Genomic DNA, 18,915 nt, shown 5'->3' on the forward strand with positions numbered 1-18,915 from the left:
GCGGCCGTCCGGACCGGGGGTGGTGCCAGCTATACCCCCGGCCGGGCAGCAGCGTGATGGCACGCCCCCGACCTGGGCATCTACCGTATGTACATGGCAACTCCCGGCCCGCTGCGGCGTGCGTACGACTGGACCGCCGCACACGCCCCCTGGTCGGCGTGGGCCTGGCGGAACACCGCGTTCTCGGTGGCCGGCGTCCCCTTGGCGCTGCCCGCCGCCGGCGCGATCACGTACATGGTGATCGCGCCCGGCCACACCCCCAGCGCCCTGCTCTTCGTCCTCGTGCTCAGCCCGCTGCTCACCGTCCTGCAGCGCAGCCGCTTCTGGTCGCTGCTCGGTCTTGACGTGCCGCGCGTCGCCCGGCGCAACCGACGGCTCAGCCGGCGCGGACTCGTCGAGCGGCTGCGCTCGGAGTCCACCTGGCGCCAGTACGGCTACCACCTGCTCGTCGCCCCGCTCGCCGCCGCCGCCGGAGTGCTGGTGGTGTGCGCCTGGGCGGCGGGCATCGGCGGCGCCCTCGTCTTCTCCTGGGTGTGGGCGCTGCCGCTGGGCGCCCCGCTCCCGGGCTGGACCGACTCGTACGTGCTGTTCACCGTCGGCGGGGTGCTCCTGCTGCTCACCACCCCGTGGTTCGCCGCCGCCGCCGCCCGCCTCGACGCCCATGCCGCCGCCGTCCTCCTCGGCCCCAACCGGGCCAAGGAGCTGGAGCGGCGCGTGGAGACGCTCGCCGAGAGCCGGGCCGGGGTGCTGGACGCCGCCGACGCCGAACGCCGCCGCATCGAGCGCGACCTGCACGACGGCGCCCAGCAGCGCCTGGTCTCCCTCGCCATGAACCTCGGCCTCGCCCGCGCCACCCTCACCGACCTGCCGCCCGAGGCCAGGGCCGTCATCGACGAGGCGCACCGCGAGGCCAAGGAAGCCATCGAGGAGCTCAACAACCTGGTGCGCGGCCTGCACCCGGCCGTCCTGGAGGACCGCGGCCTGGACGCGGCGCTCTCCGGCATCGCCGCCCGCGCCCCGCTGCCCGTCGAACTCACCGTCGACATCGACCGCCGCCCGTCGCCCACCGTCGAGGCCGTCGCCTACTTCGTCGTCTCCGAGGCGCTGGCCAACGTCGCCAAGCACGCCGCGGCCACCCGCTGTTCCGTCCGGGTCCGGCGCCACGAGGACCTGCTGCGCGTCACCGTCAGCGACAACGGGTGCGGCGGCGCGGACGCGGCGGGCGGCACCGGACTGCGCGGCCTCGTCAAACGCGTAGGGTCCGTGGACGGAACCATCCGGATCAACAGCCCCCTCGGGGGCCCGACTGTCATCACTGTGGAGTTGCCGTGCGGGCTGTGATCGCCGAAGACCTGGTCCTGCTGCGGATCGGACTGGCCAAGGTCCTGGAGATGGCGGGCTTCGAGGTCGCCGCCGAGGTCGAGGACGCCGAGGCGCTGCTGGCCGCCGTCGAGGAGCACCGCCCCCGCCTGGCGCTCGTCGACGTCCGGATGCCGCCCGGCTTCACCGACGAGGGCGTCCGGGCCGCTCTGATGATCCGTCAGCAATGGCCGGACACCGCCGTACTGCTGCTCTCCCAGTACGTGGAGGAGCGGTACGCGGCCGATCTGCTCACCGCGCAGACCGGCGGCATCGGCTATCTCCTCAAGCAGCGGGTCGCCGACGTCGAGGAGTTCATCGACGCCCTCAAGCGCGTCGCCAACGGCGGCACCGCGCTGGACCCGCAGGTCGTCGCGCAGCTGCTGCTGCGCCGTGGCGGCGGCAACGACCCGCTGGAGCGGCTCACCCCGCGCGAGCGCGAAGTCCTCGCCCTGATGGCCGAGGGCCGCTCCAACGCGGGCATAGCCGAGCAGCTGGTGGTCGGCGAGAGCGCGGTCGCCAAGCACATCAACAACATCTTCGCCAAGCTCGACCTGCCGGTCGCCGACGGCGACCACCGCCGCGTCCTCGCGGTACTGCGGTTCCTGGACGGCGGGTCATGAACGGGCGGACGACGATCGGGCGGACGACGGGCGACCGGGCCGCGGACGACCGGGCCACCGGCGAGCTGATCGCGGACGGGGGCGCCGCGGGCGGGGGTGCCACGACCGGTCGGGCGGTGGGCGGGAGCGCCCCCACCGGGGTCGTGGACCGGCCCCGCCACCGGGGGAGGTGGATCCTGGTGGCCGTCCTCAGCGCCCTGTTCGTGGTGGCGCCGGTGTGCGTCGAGGTGTACGCGCAGTACGCCCGCCAGAGCAGGAGCTACACGTCCTTCGAGACCAGCGAGCGGCACCGCGTCACCGCCGTCGAGGTCGACTCCGGCAGCGCCGAACTCAGCGTCGGCCCCGGGACGGAGGGCAAGGTCCGCATCCAGGAACGGCTGTCCTGGTCGCTGCGCAAGCCCAGGGTCCGCAAGGAGTGGGACGGCGACACCCTCAAACTGCGGCCCGAGTGCGACGGCAGGCTCGCCGTCACCAGCCTCGGCTGCTCGGTCCAGCTGGACCTGACCGTCCCGGAGGGAGTCGCGCTCACGGTGCGCGGCGGCTCCGGCACGGTCCGGGTCAGCGGCCTCACCGGCCCGCTGGACATCCGGGGCGGCTCGGGCAGCGTCCGGCTGTACGGCGTGCGCGGCCCGCTCAGCGCCTCCGTCGGCTCCGGCTCCCTCAGCGCGGCGGCGCTGGGATCCGACCGGGCCCGGGTGCGGACCGGGTCCGGCCGCGCCGAGCTGGAGTTCGTCAGCCCGCCGCGGTCCGTGGACGCCGGGGCCGGTTCGGGCAGCGTCGCCGTCGCGGTCCCGGCCGGAACCCGCTACCGCGTCGAGGGCGAGACGGGCTCGGGCGCCAGGGAGATCGACGAGAACGTCATCGACGCGGGATCGGACCGCGTCATCACCCTCTCGTGCAGCTCGGGCACGGCGACGCTGGGGTACGTCGCGCCTTAGCGCGGGGGAGGGAGCCGGACGCCGGGGGCGGTGGCAGCGGCTTGCGCGCGGTGGCCCGGTCCGGCCGGGACGGCCTCCGTTCGGTTGCCCAGTCCGGCCGGTGGGACGATCCAGCCGGTGGCCCGGTGGCCCGGTGGCCCGGTGGCCCGGTGGCCCGGTGGCCCGGTGGCCCGGTGGCCCGGTGGCCCGGTGGCCCGGTGGCCCGGTGGCCCGGTGGCCCGGTGGCCCGGTGAGGCCACGCGCTCGTGGGCGTCGGTGGGTTACGCCCGCAGGCCGCGCAGCAGCAGGTCCACCACCGCCTCGAACTCGCCCTGGATGCCGGGGTGCTGCCACTGCTGTGCGTATCCCGGGTCGTGGAAGCGGCTCGTCGCGTCGAAGACGCCCCGGGCCACCGACTCGTCCGGCCCCAGCGCCGCGAACGTGCCCCGCACCACGCCCGCGTGGACGATCTGGCCGATCTGGCCCACCAGTTCGGTGATGTGCTCGTCCACCACCTCGCTGTTCTCCGCGAGCAGCACCTCGTACGTCGCGAACAGCTGGGGGTCGTCGCCCGCCTTGTGCCGCTTCGCCTCGAACAGCGCGGCCAGCCACTCGTGCAGCGCCTCGGCGGGGGCGCGCTGCTCGTCGTCCGCGATGAAGCTCAGGCGCAGCGTCGTACGGTCCAGCCAGCGCTTGGTGACCGCCTCCCGCAGCGCCGCCTTCGTACGGAAGTGGCGGTAGACACTGCCGTGGCTGACGCCGAGCTGGCGGGCGACGTCGACGACGGTGGCCTTCGCCGGGCCGTGGCGGCGCAGCACCTCCTCGGTCGCTTCGAGGATGCGCTCGGCGGTCAGTGGTTCCGTACTCATGACCTTGACGTTACCCGCCGTGTCCGCCACCCGGTCCGGGCCTGTGGACAACTCAGTGCTCGCTGTCCAGGTGCGCCATCTGCGCCGCCGGGTAACGGTCGCCGGAGGCCGCGCCCGCCGGAACCGCCGCCTCGATCGCGGCCAGGTCGTCGGCGCCGAGCGTGACGTCGAGCGCGCCCAGCGCCTCGGCCAGCCGGTCCCGGCGCCGGGCGCCGACCAGCGGCACCACGTCCGCGCCGAACCGCTCGCCCTGCGCCATCACCCAGGCGATGGCGATCTGCGCGACCGAGACGCCCTGGTGCTCGGCGACCTTGCGCAGCGCGTCCACCAGATCCAGGTTGCGGTCGAGGTTCTCGCCCTGGAAGCGCGGGCTCATCCCGCGGAAGTCATTGGCCGCCAGCTTGCGGTCGCGGGTGAAGTGGCCGCTGATCAGACCGCGCGAGAGCACCCCGTACGCGGTGATGCCGATGCCGAGCTCCTTGGCGGTCGGCAGGATCTCGGCCTCGATGCCGCGCGAGATCAGCGAGTACTCGATCTGGAGGTCGGAGATCGGGGCCACGGCAGCCGCCCGGCGCAGGCTCTCCGCGCCCACCTCCGACATCCCGATGTGCCGTACGTGTCCGGCCTCGACCAGTTCGGCGATGGCCCCGACGGTCTCCTCCACGGGGACGTCCGAGTCGAGCCGGGCGATGCGGTAGACGTCGATGTGGTCGACGCCGAGGCGCTGGAGCGAGTACGCGGCGAAGCTCTTGACCGCTGCCGGGCGGCCGTCGTACCCGGCCCAGCCGCCGTCCGGGTCGCGCAGGGCGCCGAACTTGACGCTGGTGAGGGCCTTCTCGCGGGCGGCGGCCGGCGCGCTGCGCAGCGCCTCGCCGATCAGCAGCTCGTTGTGGCCCATGCCGTAGAAGTCGCCGGTGTCGAGCAGGGTGATGCCCGCGTCGAGCGCGGCGTGGATGGTGGCGATGGACTCGGCCCGGTCGGCCTCGCCGTACAGCGCCGACATTCCCATGCAGCCGAGGCCGAGGGCGGAGACCTGGGGGCCGGTGGTGCCGAGGGTGCGGGTGCGCATGGTGGGTCACTCCTTAGGGGACGGGGGGTGTGCTTCTCTACTGTCGCATGACAGATGACAGATTTCAATATCTGTCAGTTGTCATCTGTCAGCGCCCCTCTGCCACCCGTCACCTGTCAGTGGCCAGCGCCCCTCTGCCACCCGTCACCTGTCAGTGGCCAGCGCCCCTCTGTCATCCGTCACCTGTCAGTGGCCAGCGCCCCTCTGTCATCCGTCACCTGTCAGTGGCCAGCGCCCCTCTGTCATCCGTCACCTGTCAGTGGCCAGCGCCCCTCTGTCATCCGTCACCTGTCAGTGGCCAGCACCCCTCTGTCACCTGTCGCCCGCCACCCGTGACCCGTCACCTGTCATCCGTCACCTGTCAGTGGTCAGTGGCCACCCGTCACCCGCCACCCCTCAGCCCCTCACCCCACCCTCTTCGGCAGCCGCAGGCTCAGCAGGACCGTCAGTGCCACGCCCGCCAGCTGCACCAGCAGGGTCACCGCCAGGGCGTCCCGCGTGCCCATCGAGGGGGCCAGCGAGAGGAAGAGGCTGCCGAGGGTGGCGACGCCGAGGGCCAGGGAGGACTGCTGGGTGGTGACCATGACCCCGCTGCCCACGCCCGCCCGGTCGGTCGGGACGTCCGACAGCACGATCCGGAACAGCACCGGCAGCTGGAGGCCCTGGCCGAGTCCGGCGAGCGCGACCCCGGGTGCCAGCGCGGCGATCCCCAGGTCCGGCCAGCCCTGCCGGACGGTCACGATCAGGACGGCGATGCCCACGAACTGGATGAGGCCGCCGGTGGTGACGACCCGGCTGCCGTACCGGCCGATCAGCCGCGGCCCGGCCAGCGACGCGGCGAAGAACGCCACCGCCATCGGCACCAGCGCGAGCCCGGCCGACACCGGGCCCATCCGCAGGCCCTGCTGGAGGACGACCGCGATCACGAACATGAAGCCGCTGAAGCCGATCGAGAACGGCACGATCAGGGCGAGGCCCCGGTGCAGCGAGGGCAGGCGCAGCAGGCTCGGCGGGACCAGCGGCGTACCGCCCCGCCGGTCGATGCGGCGTTCGGTGCGGAAGAAGGCGACGGCCGCGACCGGGAAGACCGCGAGCGAGATCCAGGTCCACAGCGGCCACCCGGCCGCGCGCCCCTCGGTCAGCGGCAGGAGGAGGCTGATCAGGGAGAGGGCGAGGAGGAGCGTGCCGGGCACGTCGACCGAGGCGGGCCGCTCCGAGCGGGTCTCGGGGACGCTCCGGACCGCGAGGAACAGCCCGACCACCACCACGGGCACGTTGACCAGGAACACCGCGCGCCAGCCGCTGCCCGCGATGTCGGCGGCCACCAGTACGCCGCCGAGGATCTGCCCGGCGACCATGGACAGGCCCGCGGTCGCCCCGTACAGGCTCATCGCGCGCGCCCGGCGCGGGCCCGCGGTGGTGGCCTGGATGGTGGCGAGGACCTGCGGCAGCATCAGCGCGGAGGTCGCGCCCTGGGCGACCCGGGCCGCCACCAGCGTCCACGCGGTGGGCGCCAGGCCGCAGGCGAGCGAGGTCAGGCCGAAGCCCGCCATGCCGATGAGGAAGAGGCGGCGGCGCCCGGCGGTGTCGCCGAGCCGTCCGCCGAGGACGAGCAGGACGGCGTAGGCGACGCCGTAGCCCGCGACGACCAGTTCCAGGGTGGCCGCGCCCGCCGCGAGGTCCTTCTCCATGGCGGGCAGGGCGACGTTGACGATGAAGAAGTCGATCAGTGGCAGGGCCGCGCCGAGCAGCACGGTGAAGAGCCCGAGCGGCCCTATCGCCGTGCCGTCGTGGTGGATCACGGGGACGGCGGGGGCCGCGGGGGAGGCGGTTCGGGCGGGGGAGGAAGCGCGTGCCGGGGCGGGTGAGGGGGAGGGTGCGGGACTCAGGTCATTGCTCACACAGAAGACGATCGCTCTTCTCCCAGCCTGGTACCAGAGTCTCCTTATCCTGGTACTTCCACTACCTGGCAATGGGCTGAGCGGTACGGCACCCTGGTGGCATGACCACTGTGGCCCCGGAGTCGGACGTACGACGGCACGAGCTCGCCCAATTCCTGCGCAGCCGCCGCGAGCGCATCACGCCCGAGCAGGTCGGGCTGCCGCACGGCCGCCGCCGGCGCACCCCGGGGCTGCGCCGCGAGGAGGTGGCGCAGCTCTCCGCGGTGGGCGTCACCTGGTACACCTGGCTGGAGCAGGCCCGGGACATCCAGGTGTCGGCGCAGGTGCTCGACGCGCTGGCGCGGGCGCTGCTGATGGACCCGAGCGAGCGGGCCCACCTGTTCGCGCTGGCGGGCGCGGGCGATCCCAACCCGCACGCGCCCTGCCCCACGGTGACGCCGTCGCTGCGCGCGATGCTGGACCAGCTGGAGCCGATGCCCGCCTGCGTCCAGAACAGCCGGTACGACATCCTGGCGTACAACCGCACGTACGGCAGGCTGCTCTGCGACCTGGACGCGCTGGCGCCGGAGGACCGCAACTGCATGTGGCTGGCCTTCACCAACGACGACTGGCGGGCGGCGGTGGCGGACCTGCCGGGTATGAACCGCATGATGGCCGCCAAGTTCCGCGCCTCGATGGCCGAGCACCTGGCCGAGCCCGCCTGGAAGACGCTGCTGAAGCGGCTGGAGCACGGGTCGGCGGAGTTCCGCGAGATCTGGGCGCGCCACGAGGTGGTGGGCCAGGGCGGCCGGGAGAAGTTCATCCGCAACGCCCATGTCGGCCTGCTGCACCTGGAACACACCAACCTGTGGCTGGGCCCCGCGTCGGGCCCGCGCCTGGTCACGTACGTCCCCCTGGACGAGGACACCCGCATCCGCCTGGATCGACTGCTGGCGCTGGCGCGGGAATCGGAAGTCCCGCCGCCGCCCGCGGGGGCGGGGCGGCGGGACCCGGTTCGGCTGGGTTAGCCGGACTGCCTGGCGTACGCCACCAGTCCGGCGAAGGCTGCGTGCGAGACGTGCAGAACGGGGCTGTCGCTCAGCTTGCTGTCACGGATGGGGACGATGCCGCGCGAGTCGACGAAGTCGCCGCACACCTCGACGCAGTTACCGCCGTTGTTGCTGTAAGAAGAGGTGAACCAACGAAGGTTCGGTTCGGTTGTCACGGGGTGCCCTCTCGTGCCTCTCTGATCATGGCCACCGAGGCGACCTGCGGCAGTGCTTCGGCCTGTAACTGATGGTAGGCCGCCAGGAGGGGGAGCACGGCTGTCGTGTCCCGGTCCAAGTGGCCCCGGATCTGGGACTCGGCGTACGCGGTCACGGACAGGTCCGACAGCGTCAACAGGTTCACCGGAAGGTCGAACGGGCGACGCTCTCCTATGGCGTACGGGGCGATCTGCAGCACGGTGTTCGGTAGCTCGGCGAGCTCCATCAGCCGGTCGAACTGTCCATTCATGACCTCGCGCCCACCGACCGACCGGCGGATGCAGCTCTCGTCCATGACCACCAGCAGCATGGGCGGCCGGGACCGCGTCAGCGTCGCCTGGCGATCGGCCAGGAACGCGACCCTCTCGTCGGCCTGTTCGGGCGTGATGGCGCCTCGGCGCACGGCGCTGTCCGCCAGCACCCGCGCGTACTCCGGAGTCTGTAGAAGTCCGGGAACGATACCGATCTCGTACAGCCGGATCTCGGCCGCGCGACCCTCGAGCCCCACGTACTCCGGGAACCCCTCCAGCAGGCCGCCGTGCTTGATCTCGCGGTACTCGCGCTCGAACGAGGCGGCGTTGCCCTCAAGGCCGAAGGCGCGGTCCAGTCTGCGCGAAAACCGAAGGGTAGGAGGCTTCCGGGCAACTTCCACCGCCGAAATGTGCACGCTGGAGTATTCCGTGCGCCGGGCGATCTCGTCCTGTGTCCAGCCGCGCGCCTCCCGCAGGCTGCGCAAGCGTGCCCCGTAGGCCGCCTGGGGCGAGGCGTCGGGGTTCAACTCCCGTCGGTTCAAGGGGCGTTCGCCTTCCTTCCGTTCGGTTCCAGCAGGTTGAACGCTTCCCATCGGTGCCCCACGCTGAACCTCGCCGGTAGTGCAGCGAGCGCCCACGCGCCCCCGCCCCACCCAGAGGAACTGCCCATGCCCATGACCATGCAGGAATGGCGCGACAGCAATGCCGTCGCCGACAGCGCCGCCGAGGCGTTCCGCGACGTGCTGAGGCTGGTGGACGCGCCGGAGAGAACGCTCAACAGCGTCCGGGGCGCCGCCAGCCACAAGGGCGAGGCGCTGGTGCACGTGGGCCACTTGGCCGCCGACGTGGTGGAGCGCCTGGCCGAGCGCGTACGGCGGGGGACACCCCTGTGACGGCCCGCAGCGAGCGCTGACACACCCCCAGAACCCCGCGCCGGCAGTAAGCGGCCGACGCGGTATGGCCGCCCATGACCCGGACCATTCCCGGCAGGCGGACCCAGCGACGGGCCCCGGTCGCCTTCCGGCCCCACGGCACGGCCGGGGACCCGTTGTTCGCCTTCTTGGCCGAGGAAGCCGAAGCCCCGCCGGTTCTCGGGCGGGACCGAAGCAGCCCTCGTCCGGTGGAGGGGCCCCGCCCCCCGACATGCCCCCGGACCCGCCCCCTACGACACCCCCGCCCCCACCCCCTCCTCCGCCGGTTCCAGGCGTTCCGCCGTGCGGCGGGCCGATTCCCGGGCTCGGCGGCCACTTGTCGCCGCGCCCGTCAGGAGTACCGCCAGGCCGCACGCCGTGATGATCCACCACGCGGGGCGGGCGGCGTCCGGGAACGCGGTGGTGTAGCCGGGGGAGCCCGCGGCGCCGGTGAGGCCGGCGGCCAGGACCGCGCCGATCACCGCGACCCCGAGCGTCTGGCCCGTCTGGCGGCTGGTGGAGGCGACCGCCGCCGCCACCCCGGCCTGGGCGCGGGGCATCCCGGAGACCGCGGTGTTGGTGATGGGCGAGTTCACCATGCCGAAGCCGAGGCCGAACAGCACGTACGAGGTGAAGAGCAGCGGCGTCGACGTCTCGCCGTCGAACGCGGCGAACAGCAGCCCGCTCGCGGCCATCGTGACGCCCGCGATCAGCAGGGACGGGCGCGGCCCCCGGCTGGCGACCAGGCGGCCGGAGAAGGGCGCGACCACCATGGTGACGGCCGCCATCGGCACCATGTAGAGCCCGGCGTGCAGGGCGTCCAGGCCGCGCACGTTCTGGAGGTAGAGCGTGTTGACGAAGAGGAAGCCGCCGAGCGCGGCGAACGCCGAGACCGCTATGACGGTGGCCCCGCTGAACGGCACGCTGCGGAAGAACCGCAGGTCGATGAGGGGTTCGGCGCGCCTCGGCTCGTACCGGAGCAGCCCGGCGAGCGCGGCGGCGGCCAGCGCCCAGACCGCCAGGATCTGCGGTGAGGCCCATCCGGCACTGGGTGCCTCGATGATCCCGTACGTGAGGGAGCCGAGCAGGGCGACGACCAGGAGCTGGCCGACCGGGTCGGGGCGGCGCGGCTTGGGCGCGCGGGACTCGGGGATGTAGCGCCAGGTCAGCAGGAGCGCGGCGAGGCCCACCGGAAGGTTGATCCAGAAGATCGAGCGCCAGCCGACCGAGTCGACGAGCAGACCGCCGACGATCGGGCCCGCCGCCATGGAGATGCCGACGACGCCGCTCCAGACGCCGATGGCGCGGGCGCGTTCGCGCGGGTCGGTGAAGGTGTTGGTGATGATCGACATCGCCACCGGGTTGAGCATCGAGCCGCCGACCGCCTGCACGGTCCGGAAGGCGACGAGCGCGCCGAGGTTGGGCGCGAGGGAGCAGAGCAGCGAGCCGAGGGTGAAGACGACCAGGCCCGCCATGAAGACCCGGCGCCGTCCGATCCGGTCGGCCGTCGAGCCGGAGAGCATGAGGAGGGAGGCGAGGACCAGCGTGTAGGCGTCGATGGTCCACTGCATCCCGGAGACGGTGGTGTGCAGTTCGCGCTGCATCGTGGGCAGCGCCACGTTCAGGATCGTGTTGTCCAGGCCGACGATCAGCAGGCTCATGCAGCAGATCGCCAGCACGAGCATGCGGCGCCGGGGGCTGAGATCGGGCATGCTGTGGATAGTACGCCTAACTAATGATCTGGTCCATGTAGTACGTCTAACTAATGACCTCCGGGATGCGCGACAATGGCGGGATGACCACGCTCAACATCGGCCCGCATGCCGTGCAGCCTCCCGTGGTGCTGGCGCCCATGGCCGGCATCACCAATGCCCCGTTCCGTACCCTCTGCCGCGAGTTCAGCGGCGGCAAGGGCCTGTTCGTGAGCGAGATGATCACGACGCGGGCGCTGGTCGAGCGCAACGAGAAGACCATGCAGCTGATCCACTTCGACGAGACGGAGACGCCCCGCTCGATCCAGCTGTACGGCGTGGACCCGGTCACGGTCGGCAAGGCGGTCCGGATGATCGTCGACGAGGACCTGGCCGACCACATCGACCTGAACTTCGGCTGCCCGGTCCCCAAGGTCACCCGCAAGGGCGGGGGATCGGCGCTCCCGTACAAGCGCCCGCTGCTGCGCGCGATCCTCAACGAGGCCGTCTCCAACGCGGGCGACCTGCCGGTCACCATGAAGATGCGCAAGGGCATCGACGACGACCACATCACCTACCTCGACGCGGGCCGCATCGCCGTCGAGGAGGGCGTCACCGCGATAGCGCTGCACGGCCGCACCGCCGCCCAGCACTACGGCGGCACCGCCGACTGGGAGGCCATCGCCCGGCTGAAGGAGCACGTCCCGGAGATCCCGGTGCTCGGCAACGGGGACATCTGGTCGGCCGGGGACGCGCTGCGGATGGTCAAGGAGACCGGCTGCGACGGCGTCGTGGTGGGCCGCGGCTGCCTGGGCCGGCCGTGGCTCTTCGGGGACCTGGTGGCCGCGTTCGAGGGCACGGACTCCTACGCCCGCCCCACGCTGCGCACGGTCGCCGACGTGATGGTGCGGCACGCGACGCTGCTCGGCGAGTGGATCGGCGACGAGACGCGCGGTGTGATCGACTTCCGCAAGCACGTGGCCTGGTACCTCAAGGGCTTCTCGGTCGGTTCGGAGATGCGCAAGCGGCTGGCGGTCACCTCGTCCCTGGAGGAGCTGGGCGCTCAGCTGAGCGAGCTCGACCTGGACCAGGCGTGGCCGGACGGCGCCGACGGCCCGCGCGGGCGGACCTCGGGCAACAACCGGGTGGTCCTGCCGGACGGCTGGCTGAAGGACCCGTACGACTGCTCGGGCATCGGCGCCGAGGCCGAGCTGGACACCTCCGGCGGCTGATCCGGTGGCTGGGACGTCCCGGATCCGGGTCCGGATCGTGGAATTCCAGCCCCTCGTACGGCGTGATTCTCGCCACCCCTGATAGGGGTTGCGCTCAGATGAGCGATTTTTGTGCGGCTGCATCTCTAGAAGGGGTGGCACTGAGTGCCACCCCTTCCGTGTTCAAGAAGTAAACTCACTTGTCGAGATGCACGCTCACATGAGCGTGATTTCCCGGGTTACGGCAAACCCGGCTTCAGGGTGTGAACACATCAAGATCGCCCGGGTTACACACCGGTTACTTTCGATCTGCTGGCGGACGGGTGGTTAAGGCCCCATGACCCACAAGTGGACGTACCCAGACACCTTCGATCTGGGTATGTTCCTCGCCGTCAGGGCAGCCGCCACGCTTTTTCGGACCCGAGGAGTCGAGACCCGTGTCGGAAGACAAGGACCTCCAGCACAGCCAGAAGTTCGTCTACGACTTCACCGAGGGGAACAGGGACCTCAAGGACCTGCTCGGTGGCAAGGGCGCGAACCTCGCCGAGATGACCAACCTCGGCCTGCCGGTCCCTCCCGGCTTCACCATCACCACCGAGGCGTGCAAGGTCTACCTCGACAGCGGCGAGGAGCCGGCCGAGCTGCGCGACGAGGTCAGCGCGCACCTCGACGCCCTTGAGCAGAAGATGGCCAAGAAGCTCGGCCAGGCCGACGACCCGCTCCTCGTCTCCGTGCGCTCGGGTGCCAAGTTCTCCATGCCCGGCATGATGGACACCGTCCTCAACATCGGCCTCTCGGACGCCTCGGTGACCGGTCTGGCCAAGCAGTCCGGCGACGAGCGCTTCGCCTGGGACTCCTACCGCCGCCTCATCCAGATGTTCGGCAAGACCGTGCTCGGCGTGGACGGCGAGCTCTTCGAGGACGCCCTCGACGAGGCCAAGGCCGCCAAGAAGGTCACCGTCGACACCGACCTCGACGCCGCCGACCTGAAGAAGCTGGTCAAGCACTTCAAGAAGGTCGTCAAGACCGAGGCGGGGCGCGACTTCCCGCAGGACCCGCGCGAGCAGATGGACCTCGCCGTCAAGGCGGTCTTCGACTCGTGGAACGGCGACCGCGCCAAGCTCTACCGCCGCCAGGAGCGCATCCCGGGCGACCTGGGCACCGCCGTCAACATCTGCTCCATGGTCTTCGGCAACCTCGGCCCCGACTCCGGCACCGGCGTCGCCTTCACCCGCGACCCGGCCTCCGGCCACCAGGGCGTCTACGGCGACTACCTGCAGAACGCCCAGGGCGAGGACGTGGTGGCGGGCATCCGCAACACCGTGCCGCTGGCCGAGCTGGAGGGCATCGACAAGAAGTCCTACGACCAGCTCATGCAGATCATGGAGACCCTTGAGACCCACTACAAGGACCTCTGCGACATCGAGTTCACCATCGAGCGCGGCCAGCTCTGGATGCTCCAGACCCGGGTCGGCAAGCGCACCGCCGGTGCCGCCTTCCGGATCGCGACCCAGCTGGTGGACCAGGGCCTGATCGACGAGGCCGAGGCGCTCCAGCGCGTCAACGGCGCCCAGCTGGCCCAGCTGATGTTCCCGCGCTTCGACGACCAGGCCAAGGTCGAGCAGCTCGGCCGGGGCATCGCCGCCTCCCCGGGCGCGGCGGTCGGCAAGGCGGTCTTCGACTCGTACACCGCCATCAAGTGGTCCCGCTCGGGCGAGAAGGTCATCCTGATCCGCCGCGAGACCAACCCGGACGACCTGGACGGCATGATCGCCGCCGAGGGCATCCTGACCTCGCGCGGCGGCAAGACCTCGCACGCGGCGGTCGTGGCGCGCGGCATGGGCAAGACCTGTGTCTGCGGCGCCGAGGACCTGGAGGTCGACACCAAGCGCCGCCGGATGACCGCCCCGGGCGGCGTGGTCATCGAGGAGGGCGACCTCGTCTCCATCGACGGCTCCACCGGCAAGGTGTACCTCGGTGAGGTCCCGGTCGTGCCGTCGCCGGTCGTCGAGTACTTCGAGGGCCGGATGCACGCGGGCGCCGACGACGCCGACGAGCTGGTCGCGGCCGTGCACCGGATCATGGCGTACGCGGACCGGGTGCGCCGGCTGCGCGTACGGGCCAACGCCGACAACGCCGAGGACGCCCTGCGGGCGCGGCGGTTCGGCGCCCAGGGCATCGGCCTGTGCCGCACCGAGCACATGTTCCTCGGTGAGCGCCGCGAGATGGTCGAGCGCCTGATCCTGGCCGACACCGACGAGGAGCGCGAGGAGGCACTCAGTGCCTTGCTGCCGCTCCAGAAGAAGGACTTCGTCGAGCTCTTCGAGGCGATGGACGGGCTGCCGGTCACCGTGCGCCTGCTGGACCCGCCGCTGCACGAGTTCCTGCCCGACATCACCGAGCTGTCGGTGCGCGTCGCGCTCGCCGAGTCCCGCAAGGACGCCAACGAGAACGACCTGCGCCTGCTCCAGGCCGTGCACAAGCTGCACGAGCAGAACCCGATGCTGGGTCTGCGCGGGGTGCGCCTCGGCCTCGTCATCCCGGGCCTGTTCGCCATGCAGGTGCGGGCGATCGCCGAGGCGGCGGCCGAGCGGCGCAACGCCAAGGGCGACCCGCGTGCGGAGATCATGATTCCGCTGGTGGGCACGGTCCAGGAGCTGGAGATCGTCCGCGAGGAGGCCGACCACGTCATCGCCGAGGTCGAGGCCGCCACCGGCACCGACCTCAAGCTGACCATCGGCACCATGATCGAGCTGCCGCGCGCCGCTCTGACGGCCGCTCAGATCGCCGAGGCCGCCCAGTTCTTCAGCTTCGGCACCAACGACCTGACCCAGACGGTCTGGGGCTTCTCCCGGGACGACGTGGAGGCGAGCTTCTTCACCGCGTACCTGGAGAAGGGCATCTTCGGCGTCTCGCCGTTCGAGACCATCGACAAGGACGGCGTCGGCTCGCTGGTCCGCTCGGCCGTGCGGGCCGGCCGGGCCACCCGCCCCGACCTGAAGCTCGGTGTGTGCGGCGAGCACGGCGGCGACCCGGAGTCGGTGCACTTCTTCCACGAGGTGGGCCTGGACTACGTCTCCTGCTCCCCGTTCCGCATCCCGGTCGCGCGCCTGGAGGCGGGGCGCGCGGCGGCCGAGTCGCGGGGCAGCGACTCGCGCTGAGACCCCGGAGCCGCCACCGGGTCCCCGACCCTCAACACCGATCCGGTGGCGGCTCCGGATCCACAGAGAAGGGGCGGCACCCTGTGCGGGGGTGCCGCTCCTTCCGTTTGTGCGCGCACTTACCCGTTCCGCCCGGCGGATGTTCCGCTTCCGCATACCCGTGCCGAGTACGGGTGAGTTCTGGGTGTGCGGCCGCTTAATTCCTGTTGAAGCGCGGACATTTAACGAGTCCTTGGCCCTAAATGCAGAGTGCGGTTCACGGATCCCCATCCGCGAACCGCACTCTGTCATCCCCGCCGGGCACGGAGCCGCCACCATGCCGACCGCCGCCAGACGAAGCAAAGCCCCCCACGGTCCTCGCAACGTCTTTCCGGTTGGCCCGGTGTCGTGCCCGACGCCGTACAGCTTTTCGGTACGCAGGGGCTGCTCGCGATGCCTTTCAAGTGTGGCTGAAAGGCCGGTGGTCACGGCGTGTGACGGTAGGCATACTCAGGGGCGGGACGGTTGCGCCTGCAACACAATGCAACATGTTGCAACATTCGAGACAGATGGAGATTCGGTGCTGCGTATTCATTTCACTGGCGTGGACCTGGCCCGGGTGCGCATGGCGCCGGGTCCGGACGCGCTGTGGGAAACGATTCTCAGCTTTCATCGATTAAGAGACCGTAGGGGTGCGCTCGTCTTCGGTGAATGGCGAACGGAAACCCGGACCCGGTTGAATGGTGAAACACGCCTGCTCTCCGCAGTGGTGCCGGGCCGCGGCTATTTCCCCGACTTTCTCACGCCCGCCGAAGGGCCGCACACCCTGGAGTCCGGCCTGGAGGTGGTGCGCGAGACCGGGGCCGAGCGGCTGACCGACGAGCTCTCCCGGGTCGCGGGTCCCCGGGGCCTGCCGGGGTGGCTCCGGGCGCTCGCGGACGGCGCCGGCGAGCCCCTCGACCGTCTCATGGGCGCGCTGCGCAGCTACCACCGGGCCGCCATATCGCCGTACTGGCCGCACATACAGGCCCGGGTCGACGCCGACCGGGGGGCCCGCGGGCGGGCGCTCCTGGACGGCGGGGCGGACGAACTGCTCGCCTCGCTGCCGCCGATGATGCGCTGGCGCGCCCCGGTCCTGGAGGCGGACTACCCGGTCGACCGCGATCTGTACCTGGAGGGCCGCGGGCTGCTGCTCCAGCCGTCGTTCTTCTGCCGCCGCACCCCGGTGGCGCTCCAGGACCCGCTGCTGCCGCCCGTGCTGGTCTACCCGGTGACCCACACCCACACCCCGTACGAGCGGACGGCCGCGGGCACCGCCCCGGGCCCCTCGCTGGGGCGGCTGGTGGGGCACACCCGCTCGGCGGTGCTCCAGTCGATCGGCCACGGGGCCACCACCAGCGAACTGGCCCGCCGGGCCGGGGTGTCGCTCGCCTCCGCCAGCCAGCACGCGGGGGTGCTGCGGGAGGCCGGACTGCTGGTGACGCTGCGGCACGGGAGCGCGGTGCTCCACACGCTGACCCCGCTGGGGACGGCGCTGCTGAGAGGGGGCCAGCCGGTGATGGCGGAACGTTCCGCCGCGGCGACCCTGTAGGTTGCGCGGCCCCGCCCCGGGATGGCTGGAAACAGCCGCTCCCGGGGCGGGGACCGGGCACCTCGCGGCGTGCCGTGCGGAGGGCCGCAGGTCCGATGGGGCGGCTCCGGTGGGGCGGGACCCCTCCGGCCGGTGCGCCCCGGCCCCTCCGCTCAGAGGCGGAACCGCAGCCGGCAGATCACCGCGTCGGTGTCCCGGCGCACCGCGTGCGCCAGGACCGCCCCGCGCTGGTTCTGCAGCAGCCGCTGCCAGATGTGGGCCGGCTCGACCTCCGGGATCAGCACGGTCACCCGGGTGTGCGGGTGGTAGCGGTGCACCCGGTCCACGTACGCGGCGACCGGGCGGCCCACCGTGCGGTGCGCCGAGTGGAGTTCGACCAGCTCCACGCCCGGGTTCCACAGCTGCCAGTCGCGGCGCAGCGCCTCGGCCGCCCGGCGGTCCTCGTCGTCGGGGTGGGTGACGGTGACCGCCCGTACCTCGTCGCCCAGGGAGACGGCCGCGTTCAGCGCGTCGCCGGTCAGCCGGGACAGGTGCGAGACGGGCACGATGACCAACGAGCGGTCGCGGTGCGGCCGTTCCGGGACCCGGCCGAGCGCGAGGCGCTCGCTGATCCTGCCGTACGCCCGGTGCACCGCCTCGAAGGCGAGGACGAGCAGCGGCAGGGCGATCACGATCAGCCAGGCGCCGTCGGCGAACTTGGTGGCGGTGACCACGATCGCGCTCACCCCGGTGAGCAGCGCGCCGAAGCCGTTGAGCGCGGCCTTGGCCCGCCAGTGCGCGGACGCCTCGCGCTTCCAGTGCAGCACCATGCCGGTCTGGCAGATGGTGAAGCCGACGAAGACGCCGATGGCGAAGAGCGGCACCAGGGTGTTGGTGTCGCCGCCCGAGAAGGCCAGGAGCGCGCCCGAGACGGCGGCCAGCGCGAGGACGCCGTGCCGGTGCACCTGCCGGTCGGCCTTGAGGCCGAAGACGTGCGGCAGGTAGTTGTCGCGGGCCAGCAGCGACATCAGCACCGGCAGCCCGCCGAACGAGGTGTTGGCGGCGAGCGCCAGCAGGACGACGGTGGCGCACTGCACCACGTAGAAGGCCCAGTTGTGGCCGAGGGAGGCGTCCGCGAGCTGGGCGAGGACGGTGACGCCGTCGACCGGCTGGAGGTGGAAGCGGCCGATCAGCACGGAGAGCCCGATCAGCATCACGCCCAGCAGCGCGCCCAGGGCGACCTCGGTGCGCTGGGCCCGCTTGGCGGCCGGGGCCCGGAAGGCCGGTACGGCGTTGGCGACCGCCTCCACACCGGTCAGCGCCGAGCAGCCGGAGGCGAACGCCTTGAGCAGCAGCAGCGCGCCCACGCTCGTGGCGTCGCCGCTCAGTACGGAGGCGTGCCCGGCGGCGGCCTCGGTCGAGGCGGGTGCGGCACGGAAGAGGCCGACGGCGACGATGGCCAGGACGGAGCCGACGAAGACGGCGGTCGGCACGATGAACAGCTTGGCCGACTCCACGATGCCGCGCAGGTTCACGGCGGTCACCAGCACCAGTACGCCCAGGCAGATGGCGAGGCGGTCGTCGTAGAGCCCGGGGAAGGCGGAGGTCAGCGCGGCCACCCCGGCCGTGACGGAGACGGCGACGTTCAGGACGTAGTCGAGGATCAGCGAGGCGGCGGCCACCAGGCCGGTGCGCGGGCCGAGATGGGTGCGGGCGACCGCGTAGGAGCCGCCGCCGTTCGGGAACGCGGCGATCACCTGCCGGTACGAGGCGACGAGCACGGCCAGCAGTCCCGCGATGGCGAGCGTGACCGGCAGGGTGAACCCCAGCCCGTGCGCACCGGCGGCGGCGAGCACCAGCACGATCGCCTCCGGGCCGTAGGCCACGGAGGCCATCGCGTCCAGCGAGAGCGCGGCCAGGCCCTGGGTGGCGGTGAGCCGGTGGCGGTCGGTGCCGCCCGCCGCACCCTCGGCGGGCGGCTCGGCCGCGGGGTCGGCGGCCCGGATCGTCGGCTTGATCAGCATGTGTTTCAGCGTGCGGGCCCCGGACGCGGCCCCCGCGCTTCTTGTCGGGGCCTTGTCGGGCGGGGGCGGCTTCCCTACGGATCCTTGACGCGCCGGGAGCCGCTCCCGGCCGCGCCGCCCCCGCCGGCCCGCTCC

15 protein-coding genes are annotated in these 18,915 nt (G+C 72.0%); 8 read left to right on the plus strand and 7 right to left on the minus strand.

What is annotated here, in order from left to right; genetic code table 11:
* Positions 1 to 93 precede the first annotated feature (93 nt).
* From AB5J87_RS23880 to AB5J87_RS23890, 3 genes are read left to right on the plus strand one after another with little or no spacing between them, the layout of a single operon-like run.
* A complete protein-coding gene (locus AB5J87_RS23880) occupies positions 94 to 1,341 on the plus strand; it encodes a histidine kinase (protein WP_369379127.1) in 1,248 nt (415 codons plus the stop codon).
* The gene (locus AB5J87_RS23885; protein ID WP_369379129.1) at positions 1,329 to 1,982 is read left to right on the plus strand and encodes a response regulator; all 654 of its coding nucleotides are present in this window, start codon (positions 1,329 to 1,331) and stop codon (positions 1,980 to 1,982) included. The genes AB5J87_RS23880 and AB5J87_RS23885 overlap by 13 nt, the downstream gene beginning before the upstream one ends.
* The gene (locus tag AB5J87_RS23890) at positions 1,979 to 2,920 is read left to right on the plus strand and encodes a hypothetical protein (protein ID WP_369379130.1); all 942 of its coding nucleotides are present in this window, start codon (positions 1,979 to 1,981) and stop codon (positions 2,918 to 2,920) included. The genes AB5J87_RS23885 and AB5J87_RS23890 overlap by 4 nt, the downstream gene beginning before the upstream one ends.
* Positions 2,921 to 3,180: 260 nt before the next feature.
* Here the strand turns inward: AB5J87_RS23890 and AB5J87_RS23895 are convergent, their stop codons facing one another.
* From AB5J87_RS23895 to AB5J87_RS23905, 3 genes are all read right to left on the minus strand, one after another.
* The gene (locus AB5J87_RS23895) at positions 3,181 to 3,768 is read right to left on the minus strand and encodes a TetR family transcriptional regulator (protein WP_369379132.1); all 588 of its coding nucleotides are present in this window, start codon (positions 3,766 to 3,768) and stop codon (positions 3,181 to 3,183) included.
* Between the two features lie 52 nt (positions 3,769 to 3,820).
* A complete protein-coding gene (locus AB5J87_RS23900; RefSeq protein ID WP_369379134.1) occupies positions 3,821 to 4,837 on the minus strand; it encodes an aldo/keto reductase in 1,017 nt (338 codons plus the stop codon).
* Positions 4,838 to 5,241: 404 nt separating this feature from the next.
* Complete coding sequence (locus AB5J87_RS23905) at positions 5,242 to 6,639, minus strand: MFS transporter (protein WP_369379135.1); 1,398 nt, start codon at positions 6,637 to 6,639, stop codon at positions 5,242 to 5,244.
* A 200-nt stretch (positions 6,640 to 6,839) separates the two neighbouring features.
* Here AB5J87_RS23905 and AB5J87_RS23910 point away from each other — a divergent pair, with 200 nt between their 5' ends.
* A complete protein-coding gene (locus tag AB5J87_RS23910) occupies positions 6,840 to 7,745 on the plus strand; it encodes a helix-turn-helix transcriptional regulator (RefSeq protein WP_369379137.1) in 906 nt (301 codons plus the stop codon).
* Here AB5J87_RS23910 and AB5J87_RS23915 read toward each other — a convergent pair.
* Complete coding sequence (locus tag AB5J87_RS23915; RefSeq protein ID WP_369379139.1) at positions 7,742 to 7,942, minus strand: DUF397 domain-containing protein; 201 nt, start codon at positions 7,940 to 7,942, stop codon at positions 7,742 to 7,744. The genes AB5J87_RS23910 and AB5J87_RS23915 overlap by 4 nt on opposite strands.
* Positions 7,939 to 8,775 carry a Scr1 family TA system antitoxin-like transcriptional regulator gene (locus AB5J87_RS23920; protein WP_369379140.1) on the minus strand — a complete coding sequence of 279 codons (837 nt, stop codon included), beginning with the start codon at positions 8,773 to 8,775 and terminating at the stop codon, positions 7,939 to 7,941. The genes AB5J87_RS23915 and AB5J87_RS23920 overlap by 4 nt, the downstream gene beginning before the upstream one ends.
* 126 nt (positions 8,776 to 8,901) lie before the next feature.
* Here AB5J87_RS23920 and AB5J87_RS23925 point away from each other — a divergent pair, with 126 nt between their 5' ends.
* Positions 8,902 to 9,126 carry a hypothetical protein gene (locus tag AB5J87_RS23925; RefSeq protein WP_369379141.1) on the plus strand — a complete coding sequence of 75 codons (225 nt, stop codon included), beginning with the start codon at positions 8,902 to 8,904 and terminating at the stop codon, positions 9,124 to 9,126.
* A 269-nt stretch (positions 9,127 to 9,395) separates the two neighbouring features.
* Here the strand turns inward: AB5J87_RS23925 and AB5J87_RS23930 are convergent, their stop codons facing one another.
* A complete protein-coding gene (locus AB5J87_RS23930) occupies positions 9,396 to 10,856 on the minus strand; it encodes an MFS transporter (protein WP_369379143.1) in 1,461 nt (486 codons plus the stop codon).
* 65 nt (positions 10,857 to 10,921) lie between these two features.
* On the opposite strand from AB5J87_RS23930, the gene dusB reads away from it, so the two are divergent.
* The 3 genes from dusB to AB5J87_RS23945 all read left to right on the plus strand — a co-directional run bounded on the left by dusB (position 10,922) and on the right by AB5J87_RS23945 (position 16,777).
* Positions 10,922 to 12,067 (plus strand): tRNA dihydrouridine synthase DusB, encoded by a 1,146-nt coding sequence (gene dusB, locus AB5J87_RS23935; RefSeq protein WP_369379145.1) that lies wholly within the window; start codon positions 10,922 to 10,924, stop codon positions 12,065 to 12,067.
* A gap of 416 nt (positions 12,068 to 12,483) precedes the next feature.
* Positions 12,484 to 15,207 carry a pyruvate, phosphate dikinase gene (gene ppdK / locus AB5J87_RS23940; protein WP_369379147.1) on the plus strand — a complete coding sequence of 908 codons (2,724 nt, stop codon included), beginning with the start codon at positions 12,484 to 12,486 and terminating at the stop codon, positions 15,205 to 15,207.
* Between the two features lie 559 nt (positions 15,208 to 15,766).
* Positions 15,767 to 16,777 (plus strand): ArsR/SmtB family transcription factor, encoded by a 1,011-nt coding sequence (locus AB5J87_RS23945; protein WP_369379148.1) that lies wholly within the window; start codon positions 15,767 to 15,769, stop codon positions 16,775 to 16,777.
* A gap of 152 nt (positions 16,778 to 16,929) precedes the next feature.
* On the opposite strand, the gene AB5J87_RS23950 is transcribed toward AB5J87_RS23945, so the two are convergent.
* The gene (locus tag AB5J87_RS23950; RefSeq protein ID WP_369379150.1) at positions 16,930 to 18,780 is read right to left on the minus strand and encodes an APC family permease; all 1,851 of its coding nucleotides are present in this window, start codon (positions 18,778 to 18,780) and stop codon (positions 16,930 to 16,932) included.
* Positions 18,781 to 18,915 lie beyond the last annotated feature (135 nt).

The organism is Streptomyces sp. cg36 (assembly GCF_041080675.1).
Classification (GTDB): Bacteria; Actinomycetota; Actinomycetes; order Streptomycetales; family Streptomycetaceae; genus Streptomyces.

Coding starts and splice junctions, on each gene's coding strand:
- AB5J87_RS23950 (WP_369379150.1), bottom strand. CDS start 18,780: ATGCTGATCAAGCCGACGATCCGGGCCGCCGACCCCGCGGCCGAGCCG.
- AB5J87_RS23880 (WP_369379127.1), top strand. CDS start 94: ATGGCAACTCCCGGCCCGCTGCGGCGTGCGTACGACTGGACCGCCGCA.
- AB5J87_RS23895 (WP_369379132.1), bottom strand. CDS start 3,768: ATGAGTACGGAACCACTGACCGCCGAGCGCATCCTCGAAGCGACCGAG.
- AB5J87_RS23925 (WP_369379141.1), top strand. CDS start 8,902: ATGCCCATGACCATGCAGGAATGGCGCGACAGCAATGCCGTCGCCGAC.
- AB5J87_RS23890 (WP_369379130.1), top strand. CDS start 1,979: ATGAACGGGCGGACGACGATCGGGCGGACGACGGGCGACCGGGCCGCG.
- dusB (WP_369379145.1), top strand. CDS start 10,922: ATGCGCGACAATGGCGGGATGACCACGCTCAACATCGGCCCGCATGCC.
- AB5J87_RS23900 (WP_369379134.1), bottom strand. CDS start 4,837: ATGCGCACCCGCACCCTCGGCACCACCGGCCCCCAGGTCTCCGCCCTC.
- AB5J87_RS23930 (WP_369379143.1), bottom strand. CDS start 10,856: ATGCCCGATCTCAGCCCCCGGCGCCGCATGCTCGTGCTGGCGATCTGC.
- AB5J87_RS23910 (WP_369379137.1), top strand. CDS start 6,840: ATGACCACTGTGGCCCCGGAGTCGGACGTACGACGGCACGAGCTCGCC.